General features: G+C 63.0%; 21 protein-coding genes and 2 tRNA genes. 13 read left to right on the top strand and 10 right to left on the bottom strand.

Annotated features, from left to right (window positions below; all coding sequences use genetic code 11):
* The first annotated feature begins 47 nt into the window (after positions 1-47).
* From P0D68_RS09855 to P0D68_RS09830, 6 genes are all read left to right on the top strand, one after another.
* Positions 48-1,970 carry a dipeptide ABC transporter ATP-binding protein gene (locus tag P0D68_RS09855; protein WP_091801057.1) on the top strand — a complete coding sequence of 641 codons (1,923 nt, stop codon included), beginning with the start codon at positions 48-50 and terminating at the stop codon, positions 1,968-1,970.
* Between the two features lie 109 nt (positions 1,971-2,079).
* Positions 2,080-3,642 (top strand): glutathione ABC transporter substrate-binding protein GsiB, encoded by a 1,563-nt coding sequence (gsiB, locus tag P0D68_RS09850; RefSeq protein ID WP_091799760.1) that lies wholly within the window; start codon positions 2,080-2,082, stop codon positions 3,640-3,642.
* Between the two features lie 113 nt (positions 3,643-3,755).
* A complete protein-coding gene (gene gsiC / locus P0D68_RS09845) occupies positions 3,756-4,676 on the top strand; it encodes a glutathione ABC transporter permease GsiC (protein WP_091799763.1) in 921 nt (306 codons plus the stop codon).
* 7 nt (positions 4,677-4,683) lie between these two features.
* On the top strand, positions 4,684-5,589 hold the full coding sequence (gsiD, locus tag P0D68_RS09840) for a glutathione ABC transporter permease GsiD (protein ID WP_091799766.1): 906 nt from the start codon (positions 4,684-4,686) through the stop codon (positions 5,587-5,589).
* Positions 5,586-6,677, top strand: coding sequence for a DmpA family aminopeptidase (locus P0D68_RS09835; RefSeq protein ID WP_408296200.1), 1,092 nt, complete (start codon positions 5,586-5,588; stop codon positions 6,675-6,677). Before gsiD ends, P0D68_RS09835 begins: the two co-directional genes overlap by 4 nt.
* Positions 6,677-7,510: a M55 family metallopeptidase gene (locus tag P0D68_RS09830; protein WP_408296203.1), complete on the top strand. Its 834-nt coding sequence runs from the start codon at positions 6,677-6,679 to the stop codon at positions 7,508-7,510. Before P0D68_RS09835 ends, P0D68_RS09830 begins: the two co-directional genes overlap by 1 nt.
* Before the next feature lie 108 nt (positions 7,511-7,618).
* Here P0D68_RS09830 and P0D68_RS09825 read toward each other — a convergent pair whose 3' ends face one another.
* A complete protein-coding gene (locus tag P0D68_RS09825) occupies positions 7,619-8,566 on the bottom strand; it encodes an alpha/beta fold hydrolase (RefSeq protein WP_408296206.1) in 948 nt (315 codons plus the stop codon).
* Between the two features lie 213 nt (positions 8,567-8,779).
* Between P0D68_RS09825 and P0D68_RS09820 the strand changes: the two genes are divergently transcribed.
* Positions 8,780-10,165 carry an amino acid permease gene (locus tag P0D68_RS09820; RefSeq protein ID WP_408296209.1) on the top strand — a complete coding sequence of 462 codons (1,386 nt, stop codon included), beginning with the start codon at positions 8,780-8,782 and terminating at the stop codon, positions 10,163-10,165.
* Between the two features lie 181 nt (positions 10,166-10,346).
* On the opposite strand, the gene P0D68_RS09815 is transcribed toward P0D68_RS09820, so the two are convergent.
* Positions 10,347-10,431: transfer RNA gene (locus tag P0D68_RS09815), tRNA-Leu, on the bottom strand.
* 106 nt (positions 10,432-10,537) lie between these two features.
* Positions 10,538-11,923 carry an oxygen-independent coproporphyrinogen III oxidase gene (gene hemN, locus P0D68_RS09810; protein WP_408296212.1) on the bottom strand — a complete coding sequence of 462 codons (1,386 nt, stop codon included), beginning with the start codon at positions 11,921-11,923 and terminating at the stop codon, positions 10,538-10,540.
* 222 nt (positions 11,924-12,145) lie between these two features.
* Here hemN and P0D68_RS09805 point away from each other — a divergent pair, with 222 nt between their 5' ends.
* The 3 genes from P0D68_RS09805 (at position 12,146) to P0D68_RS09795 (ending at position 14,094) form a co-directional block, all read left to right on the top strand.
* On the top strand, positions 12,146-12,487 hold the full coding sequence (locus tag P0D68_RS09805; protein WP_408296215.1) for a YkgJ family cysteine cluster protein: 342 nt from the start codon (positions 12,146-12,148) through the stop codon (positions 12,485-12,487).
* Positions 12,488-12,582: 95 nt separating this feature from the next.
* Positions 12,583-13,176, top strand: a complete 594-nt coding sequence (locus tag P0D68_RS09800) for a DUF1439 domain-containing protein (RefSeq protein ID WP_091799781.1) — start codon at positions 12,583-12,585, stop codon at positions 13,174-13,176.
* Between the two features lie 81 nt (positions 13,177-13,257).
* Positions 13,258-14,094 carry an undecaprenyl-diphosphate phosphatase gene (locus P0D68_RS09795; protein WP_408296218.1) on the top strand — a complete coding sequence of 279 codons (837 nt, stop codon included), beginning with the start codon at positions 13,258-13,260 and terminating at the stop codon, positions 14,092-14,094.
* Positions 14,095-14,204: 110 nt separating this feature from the next.
* On the opposite strand, the gene trmB is transcribed toward P0D68_RS09795, so the two are convergent.
* From trmB to P0D68_RS09770, 5 genes are all read right to left on the bottom strand, one after another.
* Positions 14,205-14,987: a tRNA (guanosine(46)-N7)-methyltransferase TrmB gene (gene trmB, locus P0D68_RS09790; protein WP_408296221.1), complete on the bottom strand. Its 783-nt coding sequence runs from the start codon at positions 14,985-14,987 to the stop codon at positions 14,205-14,207.
* A 574-nt stretch (positions 14,988-15,561) separates the two neighbouring features.
* A tRNA-Gly gene (locus P0D68_RS09785) sits at positions 15,562-15,635 on the bottom strand.
* A gap of 258 nt (positions 15,636-15,893) precedes the next feature.
* A complete protein-coding gene (locus tag P0D68_RS09780; protein WP_408468330.1) occupies positions 15,894-16,457 on the bottom strand; it encodes a YggT family protein in 564 nt (187 codons plus the stop codon).
* Between the two features lie 216 nt (positions 16,458-16,673).
* Entirely contained in the window at positions 16,674-16,994 is a 321-nt protein-coding gene (locus P0D68_RS09775) for an EthD family reductase (protein ID WP_408296269.1), read from the bottom strand.
* A 77-nt stretch (positions 16,995-17,071) separates the two neighbouring features.
* A complete protein-coding gene (locus tag P0D68_RS09770; protein ID WP_408296272.1) occupies positions 17,072-18,010 on the bottom strand; it encodes a Rossmann-like and DUF2520 domain-containing protein in 939 nt (312 codons plus the stop codon).
* A gap of 786 nt (positions 18,011-18,796) precedes the next feature.
* On the opposite strand from P0D68_RS09770, the gene P0D68_RS09765 reads away from it, so the two are divergent.
* Complete coding sequence (locus P0D68_RS09765; protein WP_091799798.1) at positions 18,797-19,090, top strand: hypothetical protein; 294 nt, start codon at positions 18,797-18,799, stop codon at positions 19,088-19,090.
* Between the two features lie 155 nt (positions 19,091-19,245).
* Positions 19,246-20,211, top strand: coding sequence for a threo-3-hydroxy-L-aspartate ammonia-lyase (locus tag P0D68_RS09760; protein ID WP_091799800.1), 966 nt, complete (start codon positions 19,246-19,248; stop codon positions 20,209-20,211).
* Between the two features lie 91 nt (positions 20,212-20,302).
* Here P0D68_RS09760 and P0D68_RS09755 read toward each other — a convergent pair whose 3' ends face one another.
* Both P0D68_RS09755 and P0D68_RS09750 read right to left on the bottom strand, forming a co-directional pair.
* Entirely contained in the window at positions 20,303-20,980 is a 678-nt protein-coding gene (locus P0D68_RS09755; protein ID WP_091799802.1) for a LysE family translocator, read from the bottom strand.
* Between the two features lie 53 nt (positions 20,981-21,033).
* On the bottom strand, positions 21,034-22,602 hold the full coding sequence (locus P0D68_RS09750; protein WP_408296277.1) for a UbiD family decarboxylase: 1,569 nt from the start codon (positions 22,600-22,602) through the stop codon (positions 21,034-21,036).
* A 606-nt stretch (positions 22,603-23,208) separates the two neighbouring features.
* Here P0D68_RS09750 and P0D68_RS09745 point away from each other — a divergent pair.
* Positions 23,209-24,399, top strand: coding sequence for a transglycosylase SLT domain-containing protein (locus P0D68_RS09745; RefSeq protein WP_408296280.1), 1,191 nt, complete (start codon positions 23,209-23,211; stop codon positions 24,397-24,399).
* The last annotated feature ends 4 nt before the right edge of the window (positions 24,400-24,403 follow it).

Genomic DNA, 24,403 nt, shown 5'->3' with positions numbered 1-24,403 from the left:
CTTCGCCTGACATTTCGTTAGCCGCGTTCGAATTCAAAGGAACCACCGTGCCGACTCCATCGCACACTGCCCGTCCGCTTATCGACACCTTGCCGCCGCAGCGCGTGCTCGCGGTCGACGATCTGTCAGTCGCCTTTCGCAGCGGCGAGACCACGTTCAACGCGGTGCGCAATCTGTCGCTGACGGTCGAGCGCGGCGAGACGCTCGCGATCGTCGGCGAATCGGGGTCGGGCAAATCGGTTACTTCACTCGCGTTGATGCGGCTGATCGAGCACGGCGGTGGGCGCCTTGCCGGCGGCAGCATCGCTTTCCGGCGCCGCGACGGCAGCGTGCTCGACCTCGCGAAAGCGTCGTCGGGCACGATGCGCTCGATTCGCGGCGCCGACATCGCGATGATCTTTCAGGAGCCGATGACCTCGCTCAATCCGGTCTTCACGGTGGGCGATCAGATCAGCGAGGCGATCGCCTTGCATCAGGGCAAGAGCCGTTCCGCCGCGCACGCCGAAACGCTGCGCCTGCTCGAACTCGTGCGTATTCCGGAAGCGCGGCGCGTGGCGGCGCGTTTCCCGCATCAACTGTCGGGCGGCATGCGCCAGCGCGTGATGATCGCGATGGCGCTGTCGTGCAAGCCCGCGTTGCTCATCGCCGACGAGCCGACCACCGCACTCGATGTGACGATCCAGGCGCAGATTCTGCAACTGATTCGCGGCTTGCAGGACGAGATGAACATGGGCGTGATCTTCATCACGCACGACATGGGCGTGGTCGCCGAAGTGGCGGACCGCGTGCTGGTGATGTATCGCGGCGAGAAGGTGGAAGAGGGCGCGTCCGACGCGCTGTTCGCCGCGCCGTCGCATCCTTATACGAAGGCGTTGCTCGCTGCCGTGCCGCGTCTTGGCGCAATGCAAGGCACGGATCAGCCGGCCAAATTTCCGATCCTGACTGTCGAGCAGGCCAGTTTGAGCGGCGCCGATCAAGCCGTGCGTCCCGCTGCCGCCGTCGCCGAAGAAACTCAACCGCTGGTGCGGGAAACCACGCCGCCGATTCTGCGCGTGCGCGATCTGGTTACGCGCTTTCCAGTCAAGAGCGGGCTGTTCGGCCGCGTAACCGGCCGCGTCCACGCGGTGGAAAAAGTCAGCTTCGATTTGCGGCCCGGCGAAACGCTGGCACTGGTCGGCGAATCGGGTTGCGGCAAATCCACCACGGGCCGCTCGCTGCTGCGCCTCGTGGAAAGCCAAAGCGGGTCGATCGAATTCAACGGCAAGGAAATCAGTTCGCTGTCGGGCCCCGCGTTACAGGCGCTGCGTCGCGACATCCAGTTTATTTTTCAGGACCCGTTCGCCTCGCTGAATCCGCGTTTGACAGTGGGCTTTTCGATCATGGAGCCGCTGCTCGTGCACGGCGTCGCGCAGGGCGCCGAAGCGCAGGCGCGCGTGGCCTGGCTGCTCGAAAAAGTCGGCCTGCCGCCCGAAGCCGCGCGGCGTTATCCGCACGAATTTTCCGGCGGTCAACGGCAACGCATTGCGATTGCACGCGCGCTGGCATTGAACCCGAAAGTCGTGATCGCCGATGAATCCGTCTCCGCACTCGACGTTTCGGTGCAGGCGCAGATCGTCAACCTGATGCTCGATCTGCAGCGTGAACTGGGCGTCGCGTATCTGTTCATTTCGCATGACATGGCCGTGGTCGAACGCGTCAGTCATCGCGTCGCGGTCATGTATCTCGGCCAGATCGTCGAGATCGGTCCGCGCCGCGCGGTGTTCGAAGCGCCGCAGCATCCCTACACGCGCAAGCTGATGGGCGCGGTGCCGGTCGCCGATCCGGCGCGCCGTCACGCCAAACGCATGCTCGCCGCCGACGAGATTCCGAGCCCGATCCGCGCGCTGAGCGATGAACCGGTCGTGGCGCCGCTCGTCGCGGTCGGGCCGGATCATTTCGTTGCCCAGCATCGCGTGGGTGGTGCGTATTAAAGAGCGGTACTAAAGAGACTTACCAAAGAGCGGCACAAAAAACCCAAGCCACACACTTCTTCTCGCAGCATCACAACCTGTTTTCATTTCGCAGCCTGGAGCCAACCTCATGAACCTGCTGGTCCCGTCTTCTCCGTTTCGTTTGCGCGCGCTGATCAGCGGCGGCGCGGTGGTGTTCGCGATGCTCGCGGGCAATGCGGCGCACGCCGACACCACGGCCGTGATGGCCGTCGCCTCGACCTTCACGACGCTCGATCCGTACGACGCCAACGACACGCTCTCGCAAGCTGTCGCGAAGTCGTTCTATCAGGGACTCTTCGGCTTCGACAAGGACATGAAGCTGGTCAACGTGCTGGCCGATAGCTACGAAGCGAGCCCGGATGCGAAGGTCTACACGTTCAAACTGCGCCACGGCGTGAAGTTCCAGGACGGCACCGACTTCAACGCCGCCGCCGTGAAAGCGAACTTCGACCGCGTGACCGATCCGGCGAACAAGCTCAAGCGCTACAACATGTTCAACCGTATCGAGAAGACCGAAGTGGTCGATCCGTACACGGTGAAGATCACGCTGAAGGCGCCGTTCTCGGCGTTCGTGAACGTGCTCGCGCATCCGTCGGCGGTGATGATTTCGCCGGACGCGCTGAAGAAGTACGGCAAGGACATCGCGTTCCATCCGGTCGGCACGGGTCCGTTCGAACTGGTGAAGTGGGACCCGGCGGGCGATCTGACGGTGAAGAAGTTCGCCGGCTACTGGAAGAAGGGCTACCCGAAGGTCGACGCGATCGACTGGAAGCCGGTGGTCGACAACAACACGCGCGCTGCGCTGATGCGTACCGGCGAAGCGGATTTCGCATTCCAGGTGCCGTTCGAACAGGCCGCGCAATTGCAGACGAGCCCGAAGGTCGATCTGATCGCGTCGCCGTCGATCATTCAGCGCTATATCAGCCTGAACGTGAACCAGAAGCCGTTCGACAATCCGAAGGTGCGTGAAGCACTGAACTATGCGGTCAACAAGGACGCGCTCACCAAGGTCGTGTTCGCCGGTTACGCGACGCCGGCCGACGGCGTGGTGCCGCAAGGCGTCGACTATGCGGTGAAGCAGGGCCCGTGGCCGTACGATCCGGCCAAGGCGCGTGAGCTGCTGAAGGAAGCGGGCTATCCGAACGGTTTCGAAACCACGCTGTGGTCCGCGTATAACTACTCGACCGCGCAGAAGGTGATCCAGTTCGTGCAGCAGCAACTCGCGCAGGTCGGCATCAAGGCGCAGGTCGAAGCGCTCGAAGCAGGTCAGCGCGTCGCCAAGGTGGAAAGCGCGCAGGACGCGGCGACCGCGCCGGTGCGCATGTACTACGCGGGCTGGTCGTCGTCGACGGGTGAAGCCGACTGGGCCATCACGCCGCTGCTCGCGTCCGTCTCGTTCCCGCCGAAGATGGTCAACACCGCTTACTACAAGAACGACACCGTCGACAGCGATCTGAAGCAGGCGCTCGAAACCACCGACCGCGCGAAGAAAGCCGAGCTTTACACCGACGCGCAAAAACGCATCTGGACCGACGCGCCGTGGATCTTCCTCGTCAAGGAGAAGGTGGTGTATGCGCGCAGCAAGCGTCTGTCGGGTGCTTACGTGGCGCCGGACGGTTCGTTCAACTTCGACGAAATCGCGATCAAGTGATGAGCTGACCGTGCGCGCGGGCGTGCCGTGTTTCACTGGCACGCCGCCACGCACGGTCGCTCGACCGCCGCACAGAATCTTTCGTTGCCCGCATCATTGCCGGATTGGGTTTCATGCTGAACTTTCTCGTCAAACGTCTCTTTGGCCTGCTGCCGACGCTCTTCATCGTCGCCGTGCTGGTGTTCCTGTTCGTGCATCTGTTGCCGGGCGATCCGGCGCGGCTCGCCGCCGGTCCCGATGCGGACGAGGCGACGGTCGCGCTGGTGCGTGCCGACCTCGGCCTGAACAAGCCGATGCCGCAGCAGTTCGCCAACTTCTTCGTGAAGATCGCGCACGGCGATTTCGGCATCTCGACGCGCAGCAAGCGCCCGGTCAGCCAGGAAATCGGCGAGCGCTTCATGCCGACGCTGCTGCTCACGCTTGCCAGCATGGTGTGGGCGGTCGTGCTGGGCATGGGCATCGGCATCGTCTCCGCGGTGTGGCGTAACCGTTGGCCGGACCGGCTCGGCATGACGCTCGCGGTGTCGGGTATTTCGTTTCCCGCCTTCGCGCTCGGCATGCTGCTGATGGAAATCTTTTCGGTGAAGCTCGGCTGGCTGCCGATTGTCGGCGACGGTTCGTGGCAGAGCTACGTGCTGCCGTCGCTCACGCTCGGCGCGGCGGTTGCGGCGGTGATGGCGCGCTTCACCCGCGCGTCGTTCGTCGAAGTGATGAATGAAGATTTCGTGCGCACCGCGCGCGCCAAGGGCGTGCCTGAACGCCTCGTGATCGTCAAACATTGCCTGCGTAACGCGATGATTCCCGTCATTACGATGATGGGCCTGCAATTCGGCTTTCTGCTGGGCGGCTCGATCGTGGTCGAAGTGGTGTTCAACTGGCCGGGCCTCGGACGCCTGCTGGTGGATGCCGTGTCGATGCGCGACTATCCGGTGATTCAGGCCGAAGTGCTGTTGTTCTCGCTGGAATTCATCATTATCAATCTGGTCGTGGACGTGCTGTACGCCGTGATCAACCCGACTATCCGTTTCAAGTGAGGCCCGCATGAGCACGACCGCCACCGAGCCGAATGCGGCCAGCACCGTCAAAGCCGAACGCGCGATCCGCACGCCGTGGAGCGAATTCTGGCGCAAATTCCGTAAGCAGCATGTAGCGCTTGCCGCCGGCATCTTCGTGCTGCTGTTGATCGCGGTCGCAATCATTGCGCCGCATATCGTGCCGTACGACCCGGAGAATTTCTTCGATTACGACGCATTGAACGCGGGGCCGTCCGCGGCGCACTGGTTCGGCGTGGACTCGCTGGGCCGCGATATTTTCAGCCGCATTCTGGCGGGTTCGCGCATTTCGCTTGAAGCGGGCTTTCTGTCCGTTGCGATCGGTGCGGTGATCGGCACGTTCTTCGGCCTGCTGGCCGGCTACTACGAAGGCTGGTGGGATCGCATCACGATGCGCGTCGCCGACGTGCTGTTCGCGTTTCCCGGCATTCTGCTCGCCATCGGCGTGGTGGCGATTCTCGGCAACGGCATGATCAACGTGATCTGCGCGGTCGCGATCTTCAGCATTCCGGCGTTCGCGCGGCTCGTGCGCGGCAATACGCTGATGCTCAAGCAACTCACGTATATCGAAGCGGCGCGCAGCATCGGCGCGTCGGATTGGACGATCATCGTGCGGCACATTTTGCCGGGGACGATTTCTTCGGTGGTGGTGTACTTCACGATGCGTATCGGCACCTCCATCATCACGGCGGCAAGCCTGTCGTTTCTCGGCCTCGGCGCACAACCGCCGACACCCGAGTGGGGCGCGATGCTCAATGAAGCGCGCGCCGACATGGTGACGGCGCCGCATATCGCGCTGTTTCCGAGTCTGGCGATTTTCCTGACCGTGCTGGCGTTCAACCTGCTCGGCGACGGTCTGCGCGACGCGCTCGATCCGAAGCTCGACCGGCCATGAATTCTCCCGAGTTTGAAAACGCGCCGCATATCGGCACGTTGCCGGCAGGTCCGCTCGGCACGATTGCCGATGTGCCGGGCGTGACAGTCGGACACTGCACGCTCGATGAAGGCGCCGTGCAAACCGGCGTGACCGTGATCCGCCCGCATCGTGGCGATCCGTTTCTCGACAAGGTGCCCGCGGCGGCCTCGGTGATCAACGGGTTCGGGAAAAGCATCGGGCTCGTGCAAGTGGAAGAACTCGGCACGCTGGAAACGCCGATCGCGTTGACCAATACGTTCGGCGTCGCGGCCGTCGCGCAGGCGCAGATTCGCGCGGCCGTGCGCGCGAATCCGCGGATCGGACGCGAGTGGTCGACAGTCAATCCGGTGGTGTTCGAATGCAATGACGGCTACCTGAACGACATTCAGGCGCTGGCCGTCACTGCACAGCATTTCGACGACGCTTATGCGGCCGCCAGCGCGAATGTCGCGAGCGGCTCGGTCGGCGCGGGCCGGGGCATGTCGTGCTTCGATCTGAAAGGCGGTATCGGTAACGCGTCGCGCGTGGCGAGCGCGGCAGGCCGCAGCTATACCGTCGGCGCACTCGTGCTGGCGAACTTCGGCCGCCTGCCGATGCTGACCATCGACGGCACGCCGCTCGGCCGCGTGCTCGCGGAACGCGCGGCCAAAGCCGAAGCCACGGCATTGTCAGCCACGCCGGCGACGAAACCCGAGCAAGGCTCGATCATCATGATCGTCGCCACCGACGCGCCGCTCGACGCGCGCCAGCTCAAGCGCCTCTCGTTGCGCGCGGCAGCGGGTCTCGCGCGCACCGGCTCGGTGTACGGCCACGGCAGCGGCGATATCGCGCTGGCGTTTTCAACGGCGCATACCGTGCCTCACGGGGCCGACTTCGTGACGCCGCCACGGTTGCTCGCGGACGAGCGTCTGGATCCGCTCTTTCGCGCTTGCGCGGACAGCGTCGAGCAGGCGATTCTCGACGCCTTGTGGCGTGCCGCGTCCGTGACCGGGCGCGATGGCCATCGGCGGCTGTCGCTGCGTGACAGCGTTCCCGATCTTGCTCAACTACTCAAGCGCACTCCCTGATGAAAGTCCTCATTTCCGCCGACATCGAAGGCATTGCCGGCGTGTTTCATCCTGAGCAAACGCGCGCGGGCAACGGCGAATACGAAGCCGCGCGCCGCTGGATGACGCTCGAAGCCAACGCCGCAATCGAAGGCGCGTTCGCCGGCGGCGCGACACAGGTGTGGGTCAACGATTCTCACGGGGGCTTTCGCAATCTGCTTCCGGACCTGCTCGATGCACGCGCTCAGGTGGTGCTCGGCAAGCCGCGCACGCTCGGCATGATGGCCGGGCTCGAATACGGCGCGGCGCTGGTCTTCATGATCGGCTATCACGCCATGTCGCAAACGCACGGCATCCTCGCGCACACGATCAACAGTTTTGCGTTCGCGCGCGTTTCGCTGAACGGCGTCGAGGTGGGCGAGGCGGGCCTATATGGCGCGCTGGCGGAAGAATATGGCGCACGCGTCGCGCTGTTATCCGGTGACGATGTGTTCGCGCAAGAAACCGCGCCGCGTTTTCCGGGCGCGCGTTTTGTCGTCACCAAGCACGCGACGGGGCAGGCAAGCGGCGTCACGCAATCGCCGGCAAGCGCTCGCGCTGCCATAGAAAGTACCGCGCGTGAGGTGGTTCAGCAGCATCTGGCCGACGGCCATGCGCTGGGATCCACACGCGCCGAAGTCAAGCCGATGGAATGCGAGCTGCGCGTGCAAACCAGCGGGCTTGCCGATCTGTTCTGCCAATGGCCGACGCTCACGCGCGTCGACGCGGTCACATTGCGCTTTAGCGCGGCGTCGGCGGAACACGTGGTGCGCATGCTGAATTGCCTGTCGGCGATGTCGTTCATGTTGCGCTGATTGCGCTAATTGCGCTAAGCACGGGAATCTACGGAATCCGAACCAAATCCCCGGAGCGCATCGAGCCGGCGTCTGGGCGACAACACTCGCGCATACGCCTGAACAGACCTATTGCTGCCGGCTCAGTTCACGCGCCGCGCGATCGATCACGTCGGCAATCGCGCCTGCGTGCGACACCGGAGCCAGGTGGCTCGACGCCATCGGCACGACTTTCGCGCCCATCCGCTCAGCCATGAATCTCTCGACTTCCGGCGAGACCGCACGGTCGCGCGTCGTGATCACATACCACGACGGCTTTTCTTTCCATGCGACCTGACTGACCGTTTCACTGAAGGCCGTCGCCGCGATCGGCACCTGCGCGGTGGCGAGCACGCGTGTCAGGTTCTCGGGAACGTCCGCCGCGAAGTCGGCGTGGTATTTGGTGCGGTCGAGCCAGAGAAAGCCGCTCGGATCCTTGATGATGCTCGCGCCCGCGGGCATCGGCGCGGCGCGCTTCATCAGATCGACGGTCGACTCGTGCAGGTCCGGCGCGATCGCCGCGATATAGACGAGGCCGGCGACGTTCGGCGCGTTCGCGCCCGCTTCGGTGATCACGACGCCGCCCCACGAGTGCCCGACCAGCATCGTCGGTCCTTCCTGGCGCGCGAGGACGCGGCGGGTCGCGGCGACATCGTCGGCGAGGGAGGTGAGCGGGTTCTGCACCGAACTCACGTGATAGCCCTTCTGCTGCAGCTTGGCGACCACGCCATTCCAGCTCGATCCGTCGACGAACGCGCCGTGCACCAGTACGACGTTGCGCACCGGGCCGGTCATGGGCGCGGCGGAAGGCGGTGCGGCGGCGGCCTTGGCGGGCGGGGTGGCAGGCGCCATGGCTGCAGGCGCCGGCGCTTCGGGTGCGGCCGTCTCCATGCGCGGCTGGCTCGGCGGCTCGGCAGCGGGTTCCACCGTGGGCGTGGCGGTGGGTGCCGTGACCGGTGCGTTGGTTTGGGCGAGAGCAACAGCCCACGGAAAGCAGAGACACACAGCAGCGGCGCAAAGCAGGCGTTTGGGCGACATGTTGAATCTCCGGAGGCTGAAAGCTCGACTAGGGCAACATACAGAAGCCCTGCGCCAGTGACAATCACTATCCTCGACGTTGCGTGCGGCGCAGAACCAAGCGCGGGTTGCTCCCAGTATTTAGGTAATATCGGCCACGGTAAAATTTCAGGTTCTGCCGGGCCGGACCATAAGTCCGATCGGGTGATCGATATCCATACACTGGGGCGCAATTTGAATAGTGCACAGCAGCAAGACGGCCTGAAGCGGGGGCTCAAGAATCGCCATATCCAGCTGATCGCGCTGGGCGGCGCGATCGGCACCGGCTTGTTTCTCGGCTCCGCCAGCGTGTTGCAGGCTGCCGGCCCGTCGATGATTCTCGGCTACGCGATCGGCGGCATCATCGCCTTCATGATCATGCGGCAGTTGGGCGAAATGGTGGCGCAGGAACCCGTGGCCGGTTCGTTCAGCCACTTTGCCTACAAGTATTGGGGCGATTTTCCGGGCTTTCTGTCCGGCTGGAATTACTGGGTGCTGTATGTGCTCGTGAGCATGGCCGAGTTGACCGCCGTCGGCACTTACGTTCACTACTGGTGGCCGGGCGTGCCGACCTGGGTGTCAGCGCTGGTCTGCTTCGCCGGCATCAACGCGATCAATCTCACCAACGTCAAAGCCTACGGCGAAACCGAGTTCTGGTTCGCGATCATCAAGGTCGTGGCGGTGATCGGCATGATCGTGTTCGGCGGCTATCTGCTGATCAGCGGACACGGCGGCCCGCAAGCGTCGATCGCCAACCTCTGGAGCCACGGTGGCTTTTTCCCGCATGGGTTTCATGGCCTCTTCATGATGCTCGCGGTCATCATGTTCTCATTCGGCGGGTTGGAGCTGATCGGCATTACGGCGGCGGAAGCCGACGAGCCGCAGAAGAGCATTCCGAAGGCCGTGAATCAGGTGATCTACCGGATTCTGATTTTCTACATCTGTTCGCTGACGGTGCTGCTGTCGTTGTACCCGTGGAACGAGGTGGCGGCCGGTGGCAGTCCGTTCGTCATGATCTTCTCGCAGATCGGTTCGACGCTGACCGCGAACGTCCTCAACGTGGTGGTGTTGACTGCGGCGCTGTCGGTGTACAACAGCGGCGTCTATGCGAATAGCCGCATGCTCTATGGTCTCGCGGAGCAGGGCAATGCGCCGCGCGCGCTGATGAGGGTCGACAGGCGCGGCGTGCCGTATATGGCGATCGGTTTGTCGGCGCTCGCCACGTTCACGTGCGTGATCGTCAACTATCTGATTCCCGCCGAAGCGCTCGGCTTGCTGATGGCGCTGGTGGTGGCGGCGCTGGTGCTCAACTGGGCGCTGATCAGCCTGACGCATCTGAAATCGCGCAAGGCGATGGTCGCGGCCGGCGAGACGCTCGTGTTCAAGTCGTTCTGGTTCCCGGTCAGCAACTGGATCTGCCTCGCGTTCATGGCGTTGATCCTCGTGATTCTCGCGATGACGCCGGGTCTTTCCGTGTCCGTGTGGCTAGTGCCGGCGTGGCTCGTGGTGATGTGGGCCGGGTATGTGTTCAAGCGCCGGCGCGCCGCGGTACACGGCGGCGCGGGAATCGTGGGGCGATAAAGTGGGCGAATGGCGTGAGAGGCGATGGTCGCGCTCACGCCACTGAAATTCTTCGAGGTCTTTGTCGAGGCCAGCCAAGGTTTTCATGCCGGCCAGAAACGACAAACCCCGCGGGCAGCATGTGCTGGCGGGGTCGAGGGGATGCTGAAACTGCGGTCTTTCGCTGCGGTTTCGAATTCTTTGGTGCCCAGGGCCGGAATCGAACCGGCACGCCTTGCGGCGGGGGATTTTGAGTCCCCTGCGTCTACCAATTTCACCACCTGGGCAGGTCTTGCAGCGCACGCGTCAGAAGCTGGCGCGCGGCGAAGACGCAGATTATGGCCGAAAATTGGACGACGGGCAAGCCAGTTGCTTTCATCCGCGTCAAAGCGTTCACACCGTACGCGAAAACCGTTCGAGTGCCTGTTGGCCGAGGTAACGGTCGAACACCATTGCGATGTTGCGCACGAGCATGCGGCCGGCCATTCGCACTTCGAGCTTACGCGCGCCGAGCGACACCAGGCCGTCCTCTTCGAAGCCGCGCAAACGCTCCAGCTCCGGCTCGAACGCGTTGGCGAAGTGGATGCCATAGGCCGCTTCGAATTCATCGAAGCGCAACTCCAGGTTGCACATCAACTGGGTGATCACGTCGCGGCGCAGTCGGTCGTCGGCGGTCAGGCGCACACCGCGCGCGATGGCGAGCTTGCCTGAATCGACCGCCGCCGCATAGCCAGGCAGGTCCTTGGCGTTTTGCGCGTAGACGTCGCCGACCTTGCCGATCGACGATGCGCCGAAGCCGATCAGATCGCAATCGGCCCGCGTGCTGTAGCCCTGGAAGTTGCGATGCAAGGTTCGCTGCGCCTGGGCGCGCGCGAGTTCGTCGGTGGGCAGCGCGAAGTGATCCATACCGATGTACACATAGCCCGCGCCCGTCAGACGTTCGACCACGCGCTGCAGGATCGCGAGCCGGGCATCAGGCGAGGGCAGTGTGGCGGGGTCCATCTGCCGTTGCATCTTGAAGAGTTGCGGCATGTGGGCATAGGCGAATACCGAGAGGCGATCGGCCGCGAGTTCGATCATCGTGTCGAGCGTGCGGCTGAAGCTCTCGACCGTTTGATGCGGCAACCCATAAATCAGATCGACGCCGATCGAGTGAAAGCCGGTGTCGCGCGCGGCCTGCATGACCGACGCGGTCATCTCGAGCGGTTGAATACGGTTGATGGCCTGCTGCACGACCGGATCGAAATCCTGCACGCCGAGGCTCAGCCGGTTGAAGCCGAGCTTGCGCAAATGCGCGATCGTCTCGGGCGACGCTTCGCGCGGATCGACTTCGATCGAATACTCGGCTTCGGCGTCGGGCAGCAGTGTGAAATGCTCACGCGTGGCGGCCATCAGTTCGGCCGTCTCATCGTGCGACAGAAACGTCGGCGTGCCGCCGCCCCAATGTAGTTGCGATACCGGACGCCGCGTGTCGAAACAGGCCGCCTGCAAGGCTATCTCGCGCTTCAATTGATCGAGGTACGGGCGGGCGTGGGCGCGGTTTTTTGTGGCGACCTTATTGCAGCCGCAGTAGAAACACACGGTGTCGCAAAACGGAATGTGGAAATACAGCGAGAGATCCGTCGACGATGCGCCCGGGTCCGCAGCGGCGCGCAAATAGTCGGCCGGATCGAAATCGTCGCGGAACTGCAGGGCGGTCGGATAGGACGTATACCGTGGGCCGTTCGCGCTGTATTTGGCGAGCAGGTCGGGGCGGAACAGCGTGTTGTCGGTGGACATGGGGGGCTCGAGGGCAGACGGCCATCGAGGAAGAGGCGGAACCGGTGTGATTCGCGAGACCGGATCGAACAGCGCGGACGCTTCTTGAACATGGCCTTTAGGATGCCCCCGAGTGTACGTGAGCGCGCACGCGCGCGATTGCGTAAAAAGGTCGCATGGAATGCAGTGGCACAATGCGGGTCTGATAATGCATTGCCCGTTGTCGGGTTCAGGAAGAACGCGGTGAATGAAGTGTCTGAAATCTCGAAGTACGCGGTGAAGGGCGAGTCCGCGTTCCACGTGACCGATCATGCGTGCCGCCCCGATTGCGGCGCGTGCTGTATTGCGCCGTCGATTTCGAGTCCCATTCCGGGCATGCCGAACGGTAAGCCGGCCGGCGTGCGCTGCGTACAACTCGGCGACGACCTGCGCTGCGCGATCTTCGGCCGGCCGGAGCGGCCGGCGTGCTGTTCCGGTTTGCAACCGCAGACTGAAATGTGCGGCACGAATCGCGGCGAAGCACTCGCGTGGCTCACGCAGCTCGAAGCTCAGACTCAACCGCACGTTCAACAGTCGGCCCGCTGATAAACGCGCGCGAGCGCACGCATGAGCGACGCGCCGCACGCCGAAAACGAACCACGCAATCGCATGTCCGAAAGGGTTTCCACAGGAGATTTCGCATGACTCGACCCGCTGCGCCGGCCCGGCGCCGCTTCCTGCTTGCCGCGCTGACAGGCTCCAGCGCGCTCGGCATCACCGTTTCGCTTGCGGCCTGCGCAACGCCGACTTTTCCGTTCATCCCTTCGCACTACACGTTCTCGCAGCAGCAGGTGCAGGACGCGGTGCAGCGCAAATTCCCGTATCAACGCACGGTCTCGCAGGTGTTCGAAGTCGCGCTGGCCAACCCCGTGGTCGGTTTCCTGCCGGATGCAAACCGCGTCTCGGTGAAGCTCGACGCACGTTTCGCCAGTCCCTTCATGCCGCAGCCGGTGGATGGCGTGTTCATGCTGTCGAGCGAACTGGCCTACGACGCCGCCAGCAAATCGGTCGTGCTCAGGTCGCCGAACGTCGACAACGTCAGCGTGAGCGGGCAGGCGCAGGCCTATACGCAGCAGATCAATGCCGCGGCGGGGCTGCTCGCCACGCAGTTGCTGGCCAACTATCCGATCTACACCTTCAAGCCTGAACAGCTGCAATTTGCCGGTGTGAATTACGAACCCGGTACAATTACCATCCTTACAAACGGCATACGCGTACAAATCGTCGAAAAATGACGCGGTGCGCGGCCGGCAGGGCCGCGTCATTCCGTGTCGGCCCTGTTCGTTCCGACTATATACAGCGATAAAGGGGCAGGGATGGACTGGCTATTGGCTTGCAAGGCGCTGATTCTGGGCGTCGTCGAAGGGTTGACGGAATTTTTGCCCGTGTCGAGCACCGGGCATTTGATCGTCGCGGGCAGTCTGCTGAACTTTACCGATGAGCACGCGAAAACCTTCGATGTCGTGATCCAGCTCGGCGCGATTCTCGCCGTGTGCTGGGAGTTTCGCCGCCGCATCGGCAGTGTGGTGGCGGGCCTGCCGAGCCGGCCCGATGCGCGCCGTTTCACGCTGAACGTGATCATCGCCACGATTCCGGCGATCGTGCTCGGCTTGCTATTCGAAAAGACCATCAAGGCCGCGTTGTTCTCGCCCGTGCCGGTCGCGTTCGCGCTGGTGGCGGGTGGCGTGGTGATTCTGTGGGCGGAAGCGCGTCAGCGCACCCGTGGCGAGACGGCGGCACGCGTGCAAAGCGTGGACGACCTTAGCGCGCTTGACGCGCTGAAAGTCGGCCTCGCGCAGTGTTTTGCGCTGATTCCAGGCATGTCGCGCTCGGGCTCGACGATCATCGGCGGGATGCTGTTCGGTCTTGACCGGCGCGTCGCCACCGAGTTTTCGTTCTTCCTTGCGATTCCGATCATTTTCGGCGCGACCGCTTACGAGTTGCACAAAGACTGGCATCTGCTTTCCGTCGACGCACTCGGCACCTTCACGCTCGGCTTCCTGGCCGCGTTCGTCAGTGCTTTTGCCTGCGTGCGCTGGCTGTTGCGCTATATCGCGGCGCACGATTTCACCGCGTTCGCGTGGTATCGGATCGCCTTCGGATTGCTGATTCTGCTGGTCGGCTATAGCGGCGCGTTGAGTTGGACGGAGTGAGCCGCTTCGTTTTGCTCGCGCCATGAAAAAAGGTCCGCGTTCGCGGACCTTTGCCTTTGCGGACCCTTCCCGGACCTTTCCTTATCGCCGGATCAGGCGAATTGCCAGTCTTACTCGGCGCCGCGTTTGCGGTAGACCAGATCCCACACGCCGTGGCCGAGCCGCAGCCCACGCCGCTCGAATTTCGTCACCGGGCGGTATTCGGGACGCGGCGCATAGCCGTCGGCGGTGTTCTCCAGCGCCGGCTTGGCACCCAGCACTTCGAGCATCTGTTCCGCGTAGTTCTGCCAGTCGGTCGCGCAATGCAGATAGGCGCCCGGCTTCAGGCGCGATACGAGCAGCGCGACAAATTTCGGCTGGATCAGCCGGCGCTTGTGGTGACGTGCCTTGTGCCACGGGTCGGGGAAGAAGATGTGCACGCCGTCTAGGCTGTCGGGCGCGATCATCTGCTCGAGCACTTCGACCGCATCATGCTGAATGATGCGGATGTTCGACACGTTCTGCTCGCCCATCAGCTTCAGCAGCGCGCCCACGCCCGGCTCGTGCACTTCGACGCCGAGGAAATCATCGTCGGGACGGTGCGAGGCGATTTCCGCCGTGGTCGCGCCCATGCCGAAGCCGATTTCGAGCACGCGTGGCGCCTCACGGCCGAACACGGCGTTCCAGTCCGGCTGCTGCGGCGCGAAGGGCACCACGAAGCGCGGGCCGAGTTCGTCCATCGCGCGGCGCTGGCCGGTCGAGACGCGGCCAGCGCGCGTGACAAAGCTGCGGATGCGGCGCCGATGCAAGGCTTCTTCTTGCGGCGCGGCTTCGCCGGCGAGTGCGTCTTCGGCTTCGGTGGAGGGCGTCGGGAGTTCGTCCGGCGGGGCGGCTTCGTTTGGATCGTGGATCATCTTCGATACTGCTACAAGGGTGAGGGCTATGCGGCTTGCCTGGCGTGCCGCGCGGCGCTTGTACGCGCTCGCGTGGCAGTGGGCGCGAGTCGCACGCGCGACCGGCACACGCAGCGCCTAAGAAGCGCAGCGCGGGGCCGCCGCCACGACAAAAAAGCCGCCTTCATGGAGGCGGCTCGTGCTGGATTTCCACTGAACGCATCAGCAGGAAAGTGGAGCGGGCGTTGCAAGTGCGCGTAAGGTAGCACACCCGAAAAGGGTGCGTCCAGACGAAGCGCGCGGCGGCGGGTTAGGGAAAGCGGCTAAAACAGTACGTTTTAATAATGAAGAGCCCGGTCCAATCAATTTAATAATTGTGTAAGGTATTTTCGCAGGACGATTATCCGGGCGAATGCCATTTCGATCGCCGCCGCCATTTCGATTCCGCGTCTGCTCACCCGCTATGGCAAGCGAATCAATTGTTGAATGGGATGATGAAGAAAAAGCCTTGTTAGGCGGCCCGGACCGGAGGAGCGATAAAGGCAGATACTTTCGCGGAGTTGCCCGATTGTTCACAGGGCGAATGGAAGATATCTGGAGCGGGCGATGGGAATCGAACCCACGGCTCTAGCTTGGGAAGCTAGGGTATTACCATTATACGACGCCCGCAGAGCACGCCATTCTACGCGGGATTCGCGCGGTTTGGCAAACCGGAGATCGATGCGCTGCCGAAGAGTTTGTTCGCCAAGGAAACACTTGTGAGGTGAATAGCTTGTTCGGCGCCGACCGCGTGATGAATCTTTGCCAACCTGCCGGCAGCCTTGCTCCAGAGAGTCTGCTTGATAGGGCGCCTAAGCGACGCAGAAAGCAAAGCCGCCGCCGCCTTTCCAGGCTGGCGGCGGCTGATTGCGGCTTGCAACGGGCGGATCAGATCACGAAGTAAGTCAGTTGAACGGCCGCGCGCGTGACCACCATCAGCAGTACCTGCACGATCACGAACAGCAGGATCGGCGAGAGGTCGATGCCGCCGAGCTGCGGCACCACGCGGCGCAACGGATTCAGAAACGGCGCCGTCAACTGGTACAGAATCGGCATGGCGGGCGAGCGCGGATTGAGCCACGACAGCAGCGCTATCAGGATCGTCATCCAGATGATCAGATTCAGCGCCCACTTGATCAGCGTCAGCACCGCCACGATCAGCAGTGTCGGCAAAAGCGTGAGCGGATCGGCGCCGGTCAGGACCACCATCAGCACTACATACACGATAGCCGCAAGAAGCGCCGCGACAAGGCTCGCCCAGTCGATCTTGTGCGTGCTCGGCAGAATATGCCGCAACGGCAGCACAATCCAGTTGGTGGCTTGCAGCACGGCGTTCGTAACAGGGTTGTAGGGCGGCATGCGCACGACCTGCAGCCATGCGCGCAGCAAGAGCGCCGCGCCGAACAGCGTGAAGACGGTATTAAGCAGAAAACGGGCGATATCGCCAAACATCTCGTGTCCTTTTCCTTCGTATAACGGCCGCCGATCGGCCGCAGGGTACCGGCGCTTTCCGAGCGGCGCGCCGGCGGTTTCATCTGGATTGCCCGCGCTCTTGCCGCTATGGAGCGCGTGATGCGTTGTTTCGAGCAGCCGTGCGCGGCTGCGGCTTCACGTTCGACGACGCCTGTCAGTATTAAAGGCCGCCATCCGTTCCGCTTCCGCGGGGCATCACACGGAAATTCTGATCTCGCTGATCAGAATCGCGCCGTTGCCGCCGTCGGTGTAGTTGGGAATATCCGCCAATAGTTGTTCGGAAGCCGGCTTGAAGACTGTGTAGAAGTCGTCCGCGCTGTTGAACAGGAAATGACCCGCGGCGACGTACGGCGGCGGCGTTCCGGGCGGCCCGGCGTTGATGCCGACATCGACCGACCAGCCCTTCAGGGACGGTCCGAACAGCCTGGCCGCTAGCGGCATATGCGTGACGCAGTAATAGTCCACGTCGAAATGGCCGTTTTCCCGGTACGGATAGAGGATGCTGACCTTGATCATTGTGCGTTCTCGTCTGTTGGTCCCGATGCGCGGCGCTGGCGGATTGCGCGCGGCGCCGGACGTCACATTATCACGGCTTACTTGACGCTTGCACCTGCTGCGGCCTGATTCAGCGACCGGTTGAGCGATTCTTCCACGGCCTCGGAGATCGCCTCGATCGCGATGGGCGGCGTCACGCGGCGTTCCGCCAGCCCCACCGCGCGCCGCGTGAGCAATCCGTAGAGTGCCGCGTGGTCGCCCCCGAGGCCTTCCAGCAACGCCAACTGTTTCTGCACGACGCCCGTGTCTCCCCGCGACACCGGGCCGGCGAGCGCATTGGGCAGACCCTTGTCGCGCGCGGTTTCGATGGTGCCGGAGAGCATCGGCAGCAAAGCGCGCAGCGCGTCCTCTTCGGCAAAGCCCAGCGTGCGCCACAGCGCGACGCATTCCGCGAGGCTGCACAGCGCGAAGCTGGCGGCGTAGTGGGCCGCCGCGTGATAAAGCATGCGGCCGCCCGCCGGAATCGACAGCGGATGGCAGCGCAGCGCGACGGCCAGCGCCGTCAGCTCGTCCTTGAGCGCGCTATCGGCCTCGATCGTCACCGAACAGCCTGCGATGCGCTCGAGATCGGCGAGGTCGCCGCTAAACAGGTACAGTGGATGAAAGCCGCCGATCGCGGCGCCCTGGTCCCGCGCCGGGGCAAGCAATTCGATGGACGAAGCGCCGCTGCAATGAACGAGCGCCTTGCCGTGCGGGCCAGCCGCGCCGTCCGGACTGAATCGGAGTGTGTGCGCTGACGTACCGATGCTGTCGTCGGGAACGGCTAAAAAGATGATGTCGGCGGCGTCGACCACCTGTTGAGGGTTCTCGAATGCCGTGCAATGCTCGATTTGACTGGCAAGCCTGCCGGCCGAGGCCGCCGAGCGGCTGGCTACCGCTGCGACCGGGTAACCGGCCCGTGAAAAGCTCAGCGCAAGACAACGCGCGAGTCGGCCCGCGCCGATGAAACCGAGGCGCGGCAAAGAGGACTGGGTCATGGTTGCCTGCTCCAGACGGAATATTTAACCGGGAAAGCTGAAGTATCGCGCATCCATTACGCCTGTGGCTCGCTTTGGCGGCGACTTTGCTCCGATCAGTGCGAGCGCGATATGGCGCGTTTGGCCGGTCATCCGCCGCGATGCGCCCCGCAGGCTTGAAAGCTGCTCACAATTGCTGCATCAGTCTGGTTAGCCGGTTTGGCAGTTGCTGTTCTGGGTATTTCGTCTCGCAGTCAGATTCGGGAGGTTCACGATGAATATTTTTTCTTACCGAAAGCACTTGCGGTTCCTGACTCACGCACAGCGCCGTCGCTGGTGGGACCAGAAAAAGCGCCTGACGCCGCGCGTGCGGATTAGCGGTGCCTACGTTCCGCCGAGTGTGTCCCGCGAATTTGCCTACGTGAAGGTCGGCTGACGTAGCGCCCTTCGCCAGTAACGAATGCCCGGTCCGTTGGCCGGGCATTTTTCATTTTGAGGCATCAATCGATGCCGTCAGGATTGAATCTAATTTGTAATCAAAGATTACTGGAACGCGAATGCCGCTTGGCGGCAAGCCAGGATCGCGCCAGATTGCCCTGCGCTTGAGCCGGTGAATCCCTGAGTTTTCAGCGCTTTGCGAAGCTCGTGCGCGGCGCATTGCCTCAGCGGAAATTACGAACCCTTCTGGCCGATTGCAATTTGCAACAAATGCGAACAGATAGGCCTGATCTTTTTCGATACATTGATTTCATGGCATGCAGGGCATGCGAAGTTGGCGACCTCGGTAGGCCGCGCCAGGAGAATAAAGTGAAAAAGATCGTTCCGTTTGTCGTTGCCGCAGCACTCGGCTTGGGACTTGCCGGTGCCGCTGAGGCGCACGTTTCTGTCGGGATCGGCATTGGGGTTCCAATTGCGCCCGCCTACCCGGTTTATGCTGCGCCGCCGCCCGTGTATTACGCACCGCAGCCGGTTTATGCGCCGCCGCCGGTTTATTACGCGCCGCCGCCCGCAGTGGTAGTGGGTGGATATGGCTACGGCCGTCCCTATTATCACCACGGCTATTATCGCGGTTACTACGGCCACGGTTACTATCGCCGCTAATTGCGGAAAGCAGGGCGGTGGCTGTATCGACGGCGTAACGCCGGCTTGAATGCCGGGTTACGCCGTTTGTGTTTTCGCTTCGCTGCCAACGTTCCAAACCTCGGTCGAAGCTGGGAGAATGGCTGTTTCGCCACCGCTCCTGGAGAGTTTCGCCGATGCAAGCGCTTCCCGCTCCCACTTTCGACGACGTACTCGACGCCGCAGCGCGTCTCGAAGGCGTCGCCCACCGCACCCCCGTTCTGACCTCGAGCACGTTCAACGAACGAACGGGTGCGTCGGTGTTTTTCAAGTGCGAGAATTTTCAGCGCATGGGTGCCTTCAAGTTTCGCGGCGCTTATAACGCGATCTCGCATTTCGACGCGGAGCAACGCAAAGCCGGCGTGCTGACGTATTCGTCGGGCAACCATGCTCAGGCGATTGCATTGTCCGCGCGCCTCGCCGGCATTCGCGCGACGATCATCATGCCGCACGACGCGCCCGCGGCCAAAGTCGCGGCGACCAAAGGCTACGGCGGAGAGGTGATCACCTACGACCGCTATACGGAAAACCGCGAAGAAATCGGCCGGCGGCTCGCCGAGGAACGCGGGATGACGCTGATTCCGCCGTACGACCATCCGCATGTGATCGCCGGGCAGGGCACGGCCGTGAAAGAACTGATCGATGAAACGGGCCCGCTCGACATGCTTTTCGTGTGCCTCGGCGGCGGCGGACTAATCGGCGGCAGCGCGTTGTCCGCGTCGGCATTGAGCCCGGCTTGCACGGTGATCGGCATTGAACCGGAAGCGGGCAATGACGGCCAGCAGTCGCTCGCGCGTGGTGAGATCGTGCATATCGACACGCCGCGCACAATTGCCGACGGCGCCGCTTCCACGCATCTCGGCGACTATACGTTCGCGATCATCCGGAAGCTGGTCGCGCGTATTGAAACGGTTAGCGACGCGCAATTGATCGAGACCATGCGCTTTTTCGCGCAGCGCATGAAGATCGTGGTCGAACCGACGGGCTGCCTCGCCGCGGCCGCGGTACTCAATGGCATCGTGCCGGTGAAGGGCAAGCGTGTCGGCGTGGTGGTGAGCGGCGGCAACGTGGACCTGGAAAAGCTCGCGCAGTATCTGGCCTGATACAGCGCGTCGGCGGGTGTCGTTGCGCTTGCCGGACGTGGTGCGTGATATCTGATCGAACACGGCTCGCACAATGCGAGCCGTTTTTGCATCAGCTTGCCGCGTGCGCGGTTTGCACGATCAGATCGCGATACCCGTTGACGATCACGCTGTACGAGAAGTAAGCAAACAGCAACGCGGACAGCACGTGACAGGCGCGCAGCAAACCGGTGCCGGCGCGCTTGCGTCCGTGGCTGCCGAGCCCGCAGATAAAGATCGTCCAGCACAGACCGCCGAGAAAGAATCCGCCCAGAAACACCGGCGCAGTGGTCACGCTCGTGGCGCCCGCTTTCGCGATCAGCGCGCCACCCACTGCAGCGAACCAGAGAATCGCCGAAGGCGACGACACCGCCAGCAAGACGCCCCGCAAAAAGCCGCGCCACGCTGACAGATGCGGCGCATTGGCGTCCGCCTCGCCGGCCACCGCCGGCGCCGTGGCTGGGTACATGGCTTCACGCGCCATCTTCCAGGTCAGGAAGAGCAGAATCGCGGCGCCGCCGATCCACACCACCCAGCGCACCGATTCGAACTGCAGCAAGGCCGCCATGCCCGCGAGCGCGAGCGCCGCATAAATCAGATCGCCGATGCACGAGCCGAGGCCGAGCCAGAAGCCCGGTTTGAAGCCATGCGAAAGCGTCAGCGAAATCATGGCGACGTTCACAAGACCGATATCCAGGCACAGCGACAACGACAGAAAGAATCCATCCGACATCATTGAAAAGGCATGCATCCGCGCAACTGCTCCGTTAGCTTTGTTATTTCAGTCTTGTTGTACGGCTTGTCTTAGAGGCCCAACTCGTTCCACAAGGTATCGATGCGGTGTTTGACGGCCTCGTCCATCACGATTGGGCGGCCCCATTCGCGATCGGTTTCGCCCGGCCATTTGTTGGTCGCGTCGAGACCCATCTTCGATCCGAGCCCGGCGACGGGCGAGGCGAAATCCAGATAGTCGATCGGTGTGCGATCCACCAGCACGGTGTCGCGCGCCGGATCGATGCGCGTGGTGATCGCCCAGATCACCTCCTTCCAGTCGCGGATGTTCACGTCCTCGTCCACCACGACAATGAACTTCGTATACATGAACTGCCGCAGGAAGCTCCATACGCCGAACATCACGCGTTTGGCGTGACCGGGATAGCTCTTCTTCATCTGCACGATGGCCATGCGGTAGCTGCAGCCTTCAGGCGGCAGATAGAAGTCCGTGATCTCGGTGAACTGCTTCTGCAACAGCGGCACGAACACTTCGTTGAGCGCGACGCCGAGTACAGCGGGCTCGTCAGGCGGTTTGCCGGTGTAGGTGGAGTGATAGATCGCATCGCGCCGCATGGTGATGCGCTCGACCGTAAAGACGGGGAACCACTCCTGCTCGTTGTAGTAGCCGGTGTGGTCGCCGTACGGGCCTTCGAGCGCATGTTCGTAGGCCGCCGACGCGCCCTTGACCGGACGCGGCGGCGCGCCTGCCGGAGCGGGCGAGGGCGTGCCTTCCTGCGGATAGATGAAGCCTTCCAGCACGATTTCGGCGCGCGCGGGCACCTGCAATCCGTCGACGCCCGGCGTGATGCACTTCGCGAGTTCCGTGCGGCCGCCACGGAGCAGGCCGGCGAACTGGTATTCGGAAAGCGTATCGGGCACCGGCGTGACCGCCCCGAGGATGGTTGCCGGATCGGCGCCCAGAACGACCGCCACAGGATAAGGCTTGCCCGGATTCTGTAGTGCGAACTCGCGGAAATCGAGCGCGCCGCCGCGATGCGCGAGCCATCGCATGATCAGTTTGTTGCGCCCGATCAGTTGCTGGCGATATATGCCTAAATTTTGTCGGGGCTTATTCGGACCTTTTGTGACGGTCAGGCCCCATGTAATCAGGGGGCCGGCGTCGCCCGGCCAGCAGGTCTGAATTGGCAGCCTGGCGACGTCGACATCGTTACCTTCCCAGACGATTTCCTGGCAGGGCGGCGCGCTCACGGTCTTAGGCGCCATGTCCCACACCGCCTTCGCAAGCGAGAACAGTTTGCCGGCGTCCTTGAGGCCTTTCGGCGGCTCCGGTTCCTTCAGCGCGGAGAGCAGCCGGCCCACGTCGCGCAACGACTCGAGTGCGGCGCCGTCACCTTCGCCCGCTTGCGCGTCGACACCCATGCCGAGCGCGACCCGCCGGGGTGTGCCGAACAGGTTGCCAAGTACCGGGAACCCATGCTGCGCCTTGCTCTCAAAGAGCAAAGCCGGACCGCCGGCGCGCAGCACACGGTCGCACAACTCGGTCATCTCCAGCACAGGTGAGACGTTTTGTGAGATGCGGCGCAGTTCCCCGATCGTCTCGAGACGGCCGACGAAATCGCGCAGGTCTTTGTATTTCATCTGGTGCGGTTCATTGCCGCGCAAGCGGCGAAAAGGAGGGGCGCGGCAGGCTTTGCGGCGCCAGAACGATTGTCGATTTTACCTGTGTTGGCTGGCGCACGTAGCTCGGCTAAACGGGCTAGGCGAGACGGAGGACTGGCGATGCCTCAAAAGGCGCATGCCGCATGGTTCTGGACCGGCTGAACGCCGTTCTTTATTACAATTAGTTATACTTTTGCCTATCTATAGTGTTGACGATCTATAAAACCCTGCATAGAATCCGTCCACATTGGTTGCAGGGCGTGAACCTTTTTACCACTGCCCCCGGTCCCATCAGACGCAACGCGTCACCGTTTACCGAACCCCTGCACGGTATCTGACGGCCTTATTGAAGTCTTCGCCAGCGCCAACTGACGCTGGTTTTTCGCGTGGGAGCCACCGCCCGCATGCTTTTTTGACATGCCGCGGACCCGTTTCAGGATGGCTCCCCACAGACGGTATTTGCCGTTTTCCCGACGTCGCTGCTGCCCTAACCAGACAGAGCACGCGATGTCTTGACTCTGCGAATGTGCTGTACCGCCTTTTCATCTGGCGGGGTTCGCGGATCATGCAACATGGGAGATCTGAATGAACGCCTGGTTATCGTGGCGTCCCGATGAGCGTATTGCGCAAGTTGTGCGTGGTGTGCTGCGTCGCGGGACGCGAATGAGTCATCACCTGTTCAGCATCGTGGGCGGTATCGCCGTCGTGCTGACAGTCGCACTGTGGCTGATGCCGGCCCTGCGCGGCACGCTTGCCGCCAAGTTGATGCCGGTCATCTCCGCCGCTGTGCAAGCCGGCCCCGCCCGTTTGCTGCAGGGCAACCCGCTGCCGGCTTTCGGACCGCCCGCAGGCGCGCCCTCTGACGACTCGCTGTCGGCCAGCTCGAACGGTTCCGATGCCGTGAGCAGCACGAACAACGCTAGCAACGGCAACACGGCCGTTATTGCGAGCAACACGGGTTTTGACGGCGCGTTCGACGCCTCCGGCTCGACCGGTATGGGCGTTGCGGCGCTGAATGGCCTCGACCCGCGCACCATGCAAAGCGTCACCGCGCTGGCGCGGCTGATTCCGTCGCAACGCGTGTCCGCCGACGCGCGTGACGATCGCGTGCTGGTCTCGACCCGCGAGCAGGATCTGGTTGCATCCTATCTGGCACGGCGCTATCGCGTCGCTCAGGAGCCCGTCAGCGAGCTCGTGAAAGCCGCGTTCGACACCGGCCGCGAAGTTGGTCTCGATCCGCTGTTGCTGCTGTCCGTGATGGCGATCGAATCGGGTTTCAACCCGTACGCCGAGAGCGGCGTCGGCGCGCAAGGCCTGATGCAGGTCATGTCGAAGGTGCACTCGGACAAATTCCAGTACTTCGGCGGCCAGAGCGCGGCCCTCGAACCGGTCGCGAACATCAAGGTCGGCGCACTGGTGCTGAAGGATTGCATCGCCCGCGGCGGCTCGCTTCCGGGCGGCTTGCGCCTGTATGTCGGCTCGACCTCGCAGGACGATGGCGGCTACGGCGCCAAGGTGATGGCCGAGCGTGGTCGTCTGCGCGACGTGGCGCGTGGCCGCAAGGTGCCGATCAACGCACCGCAGGCGCCGGTTCTGACCGCGTCGACCAGCAGCGGCGCGGCTGCCAGCAACGGCAAGCGCGTGCAGGTGACGCTCGAGGGTAGCCATCCGTTGAGCGCGGCGACTTCGGTGAAGACGCCGGTTTCCTCCGAGCAGGATGATGCGAGCTCCAACGTCACGAAGCACGTGGCGTCGGCTTCGGAGTTGGGCGCTTGAGGTT

Source organism: Paraburkholderia sp. RL17-380-BIE-A (assembly GCF_046028085.1).
GTDB lineage: Bacteria > Pseudomonadota > Gammaproteobacteria > Burkholderiales > Burkholderiaceae > Paraburkholderia.
This window is presented reverse-complemented; position numbering and strand designations above follow the sequence as displayed.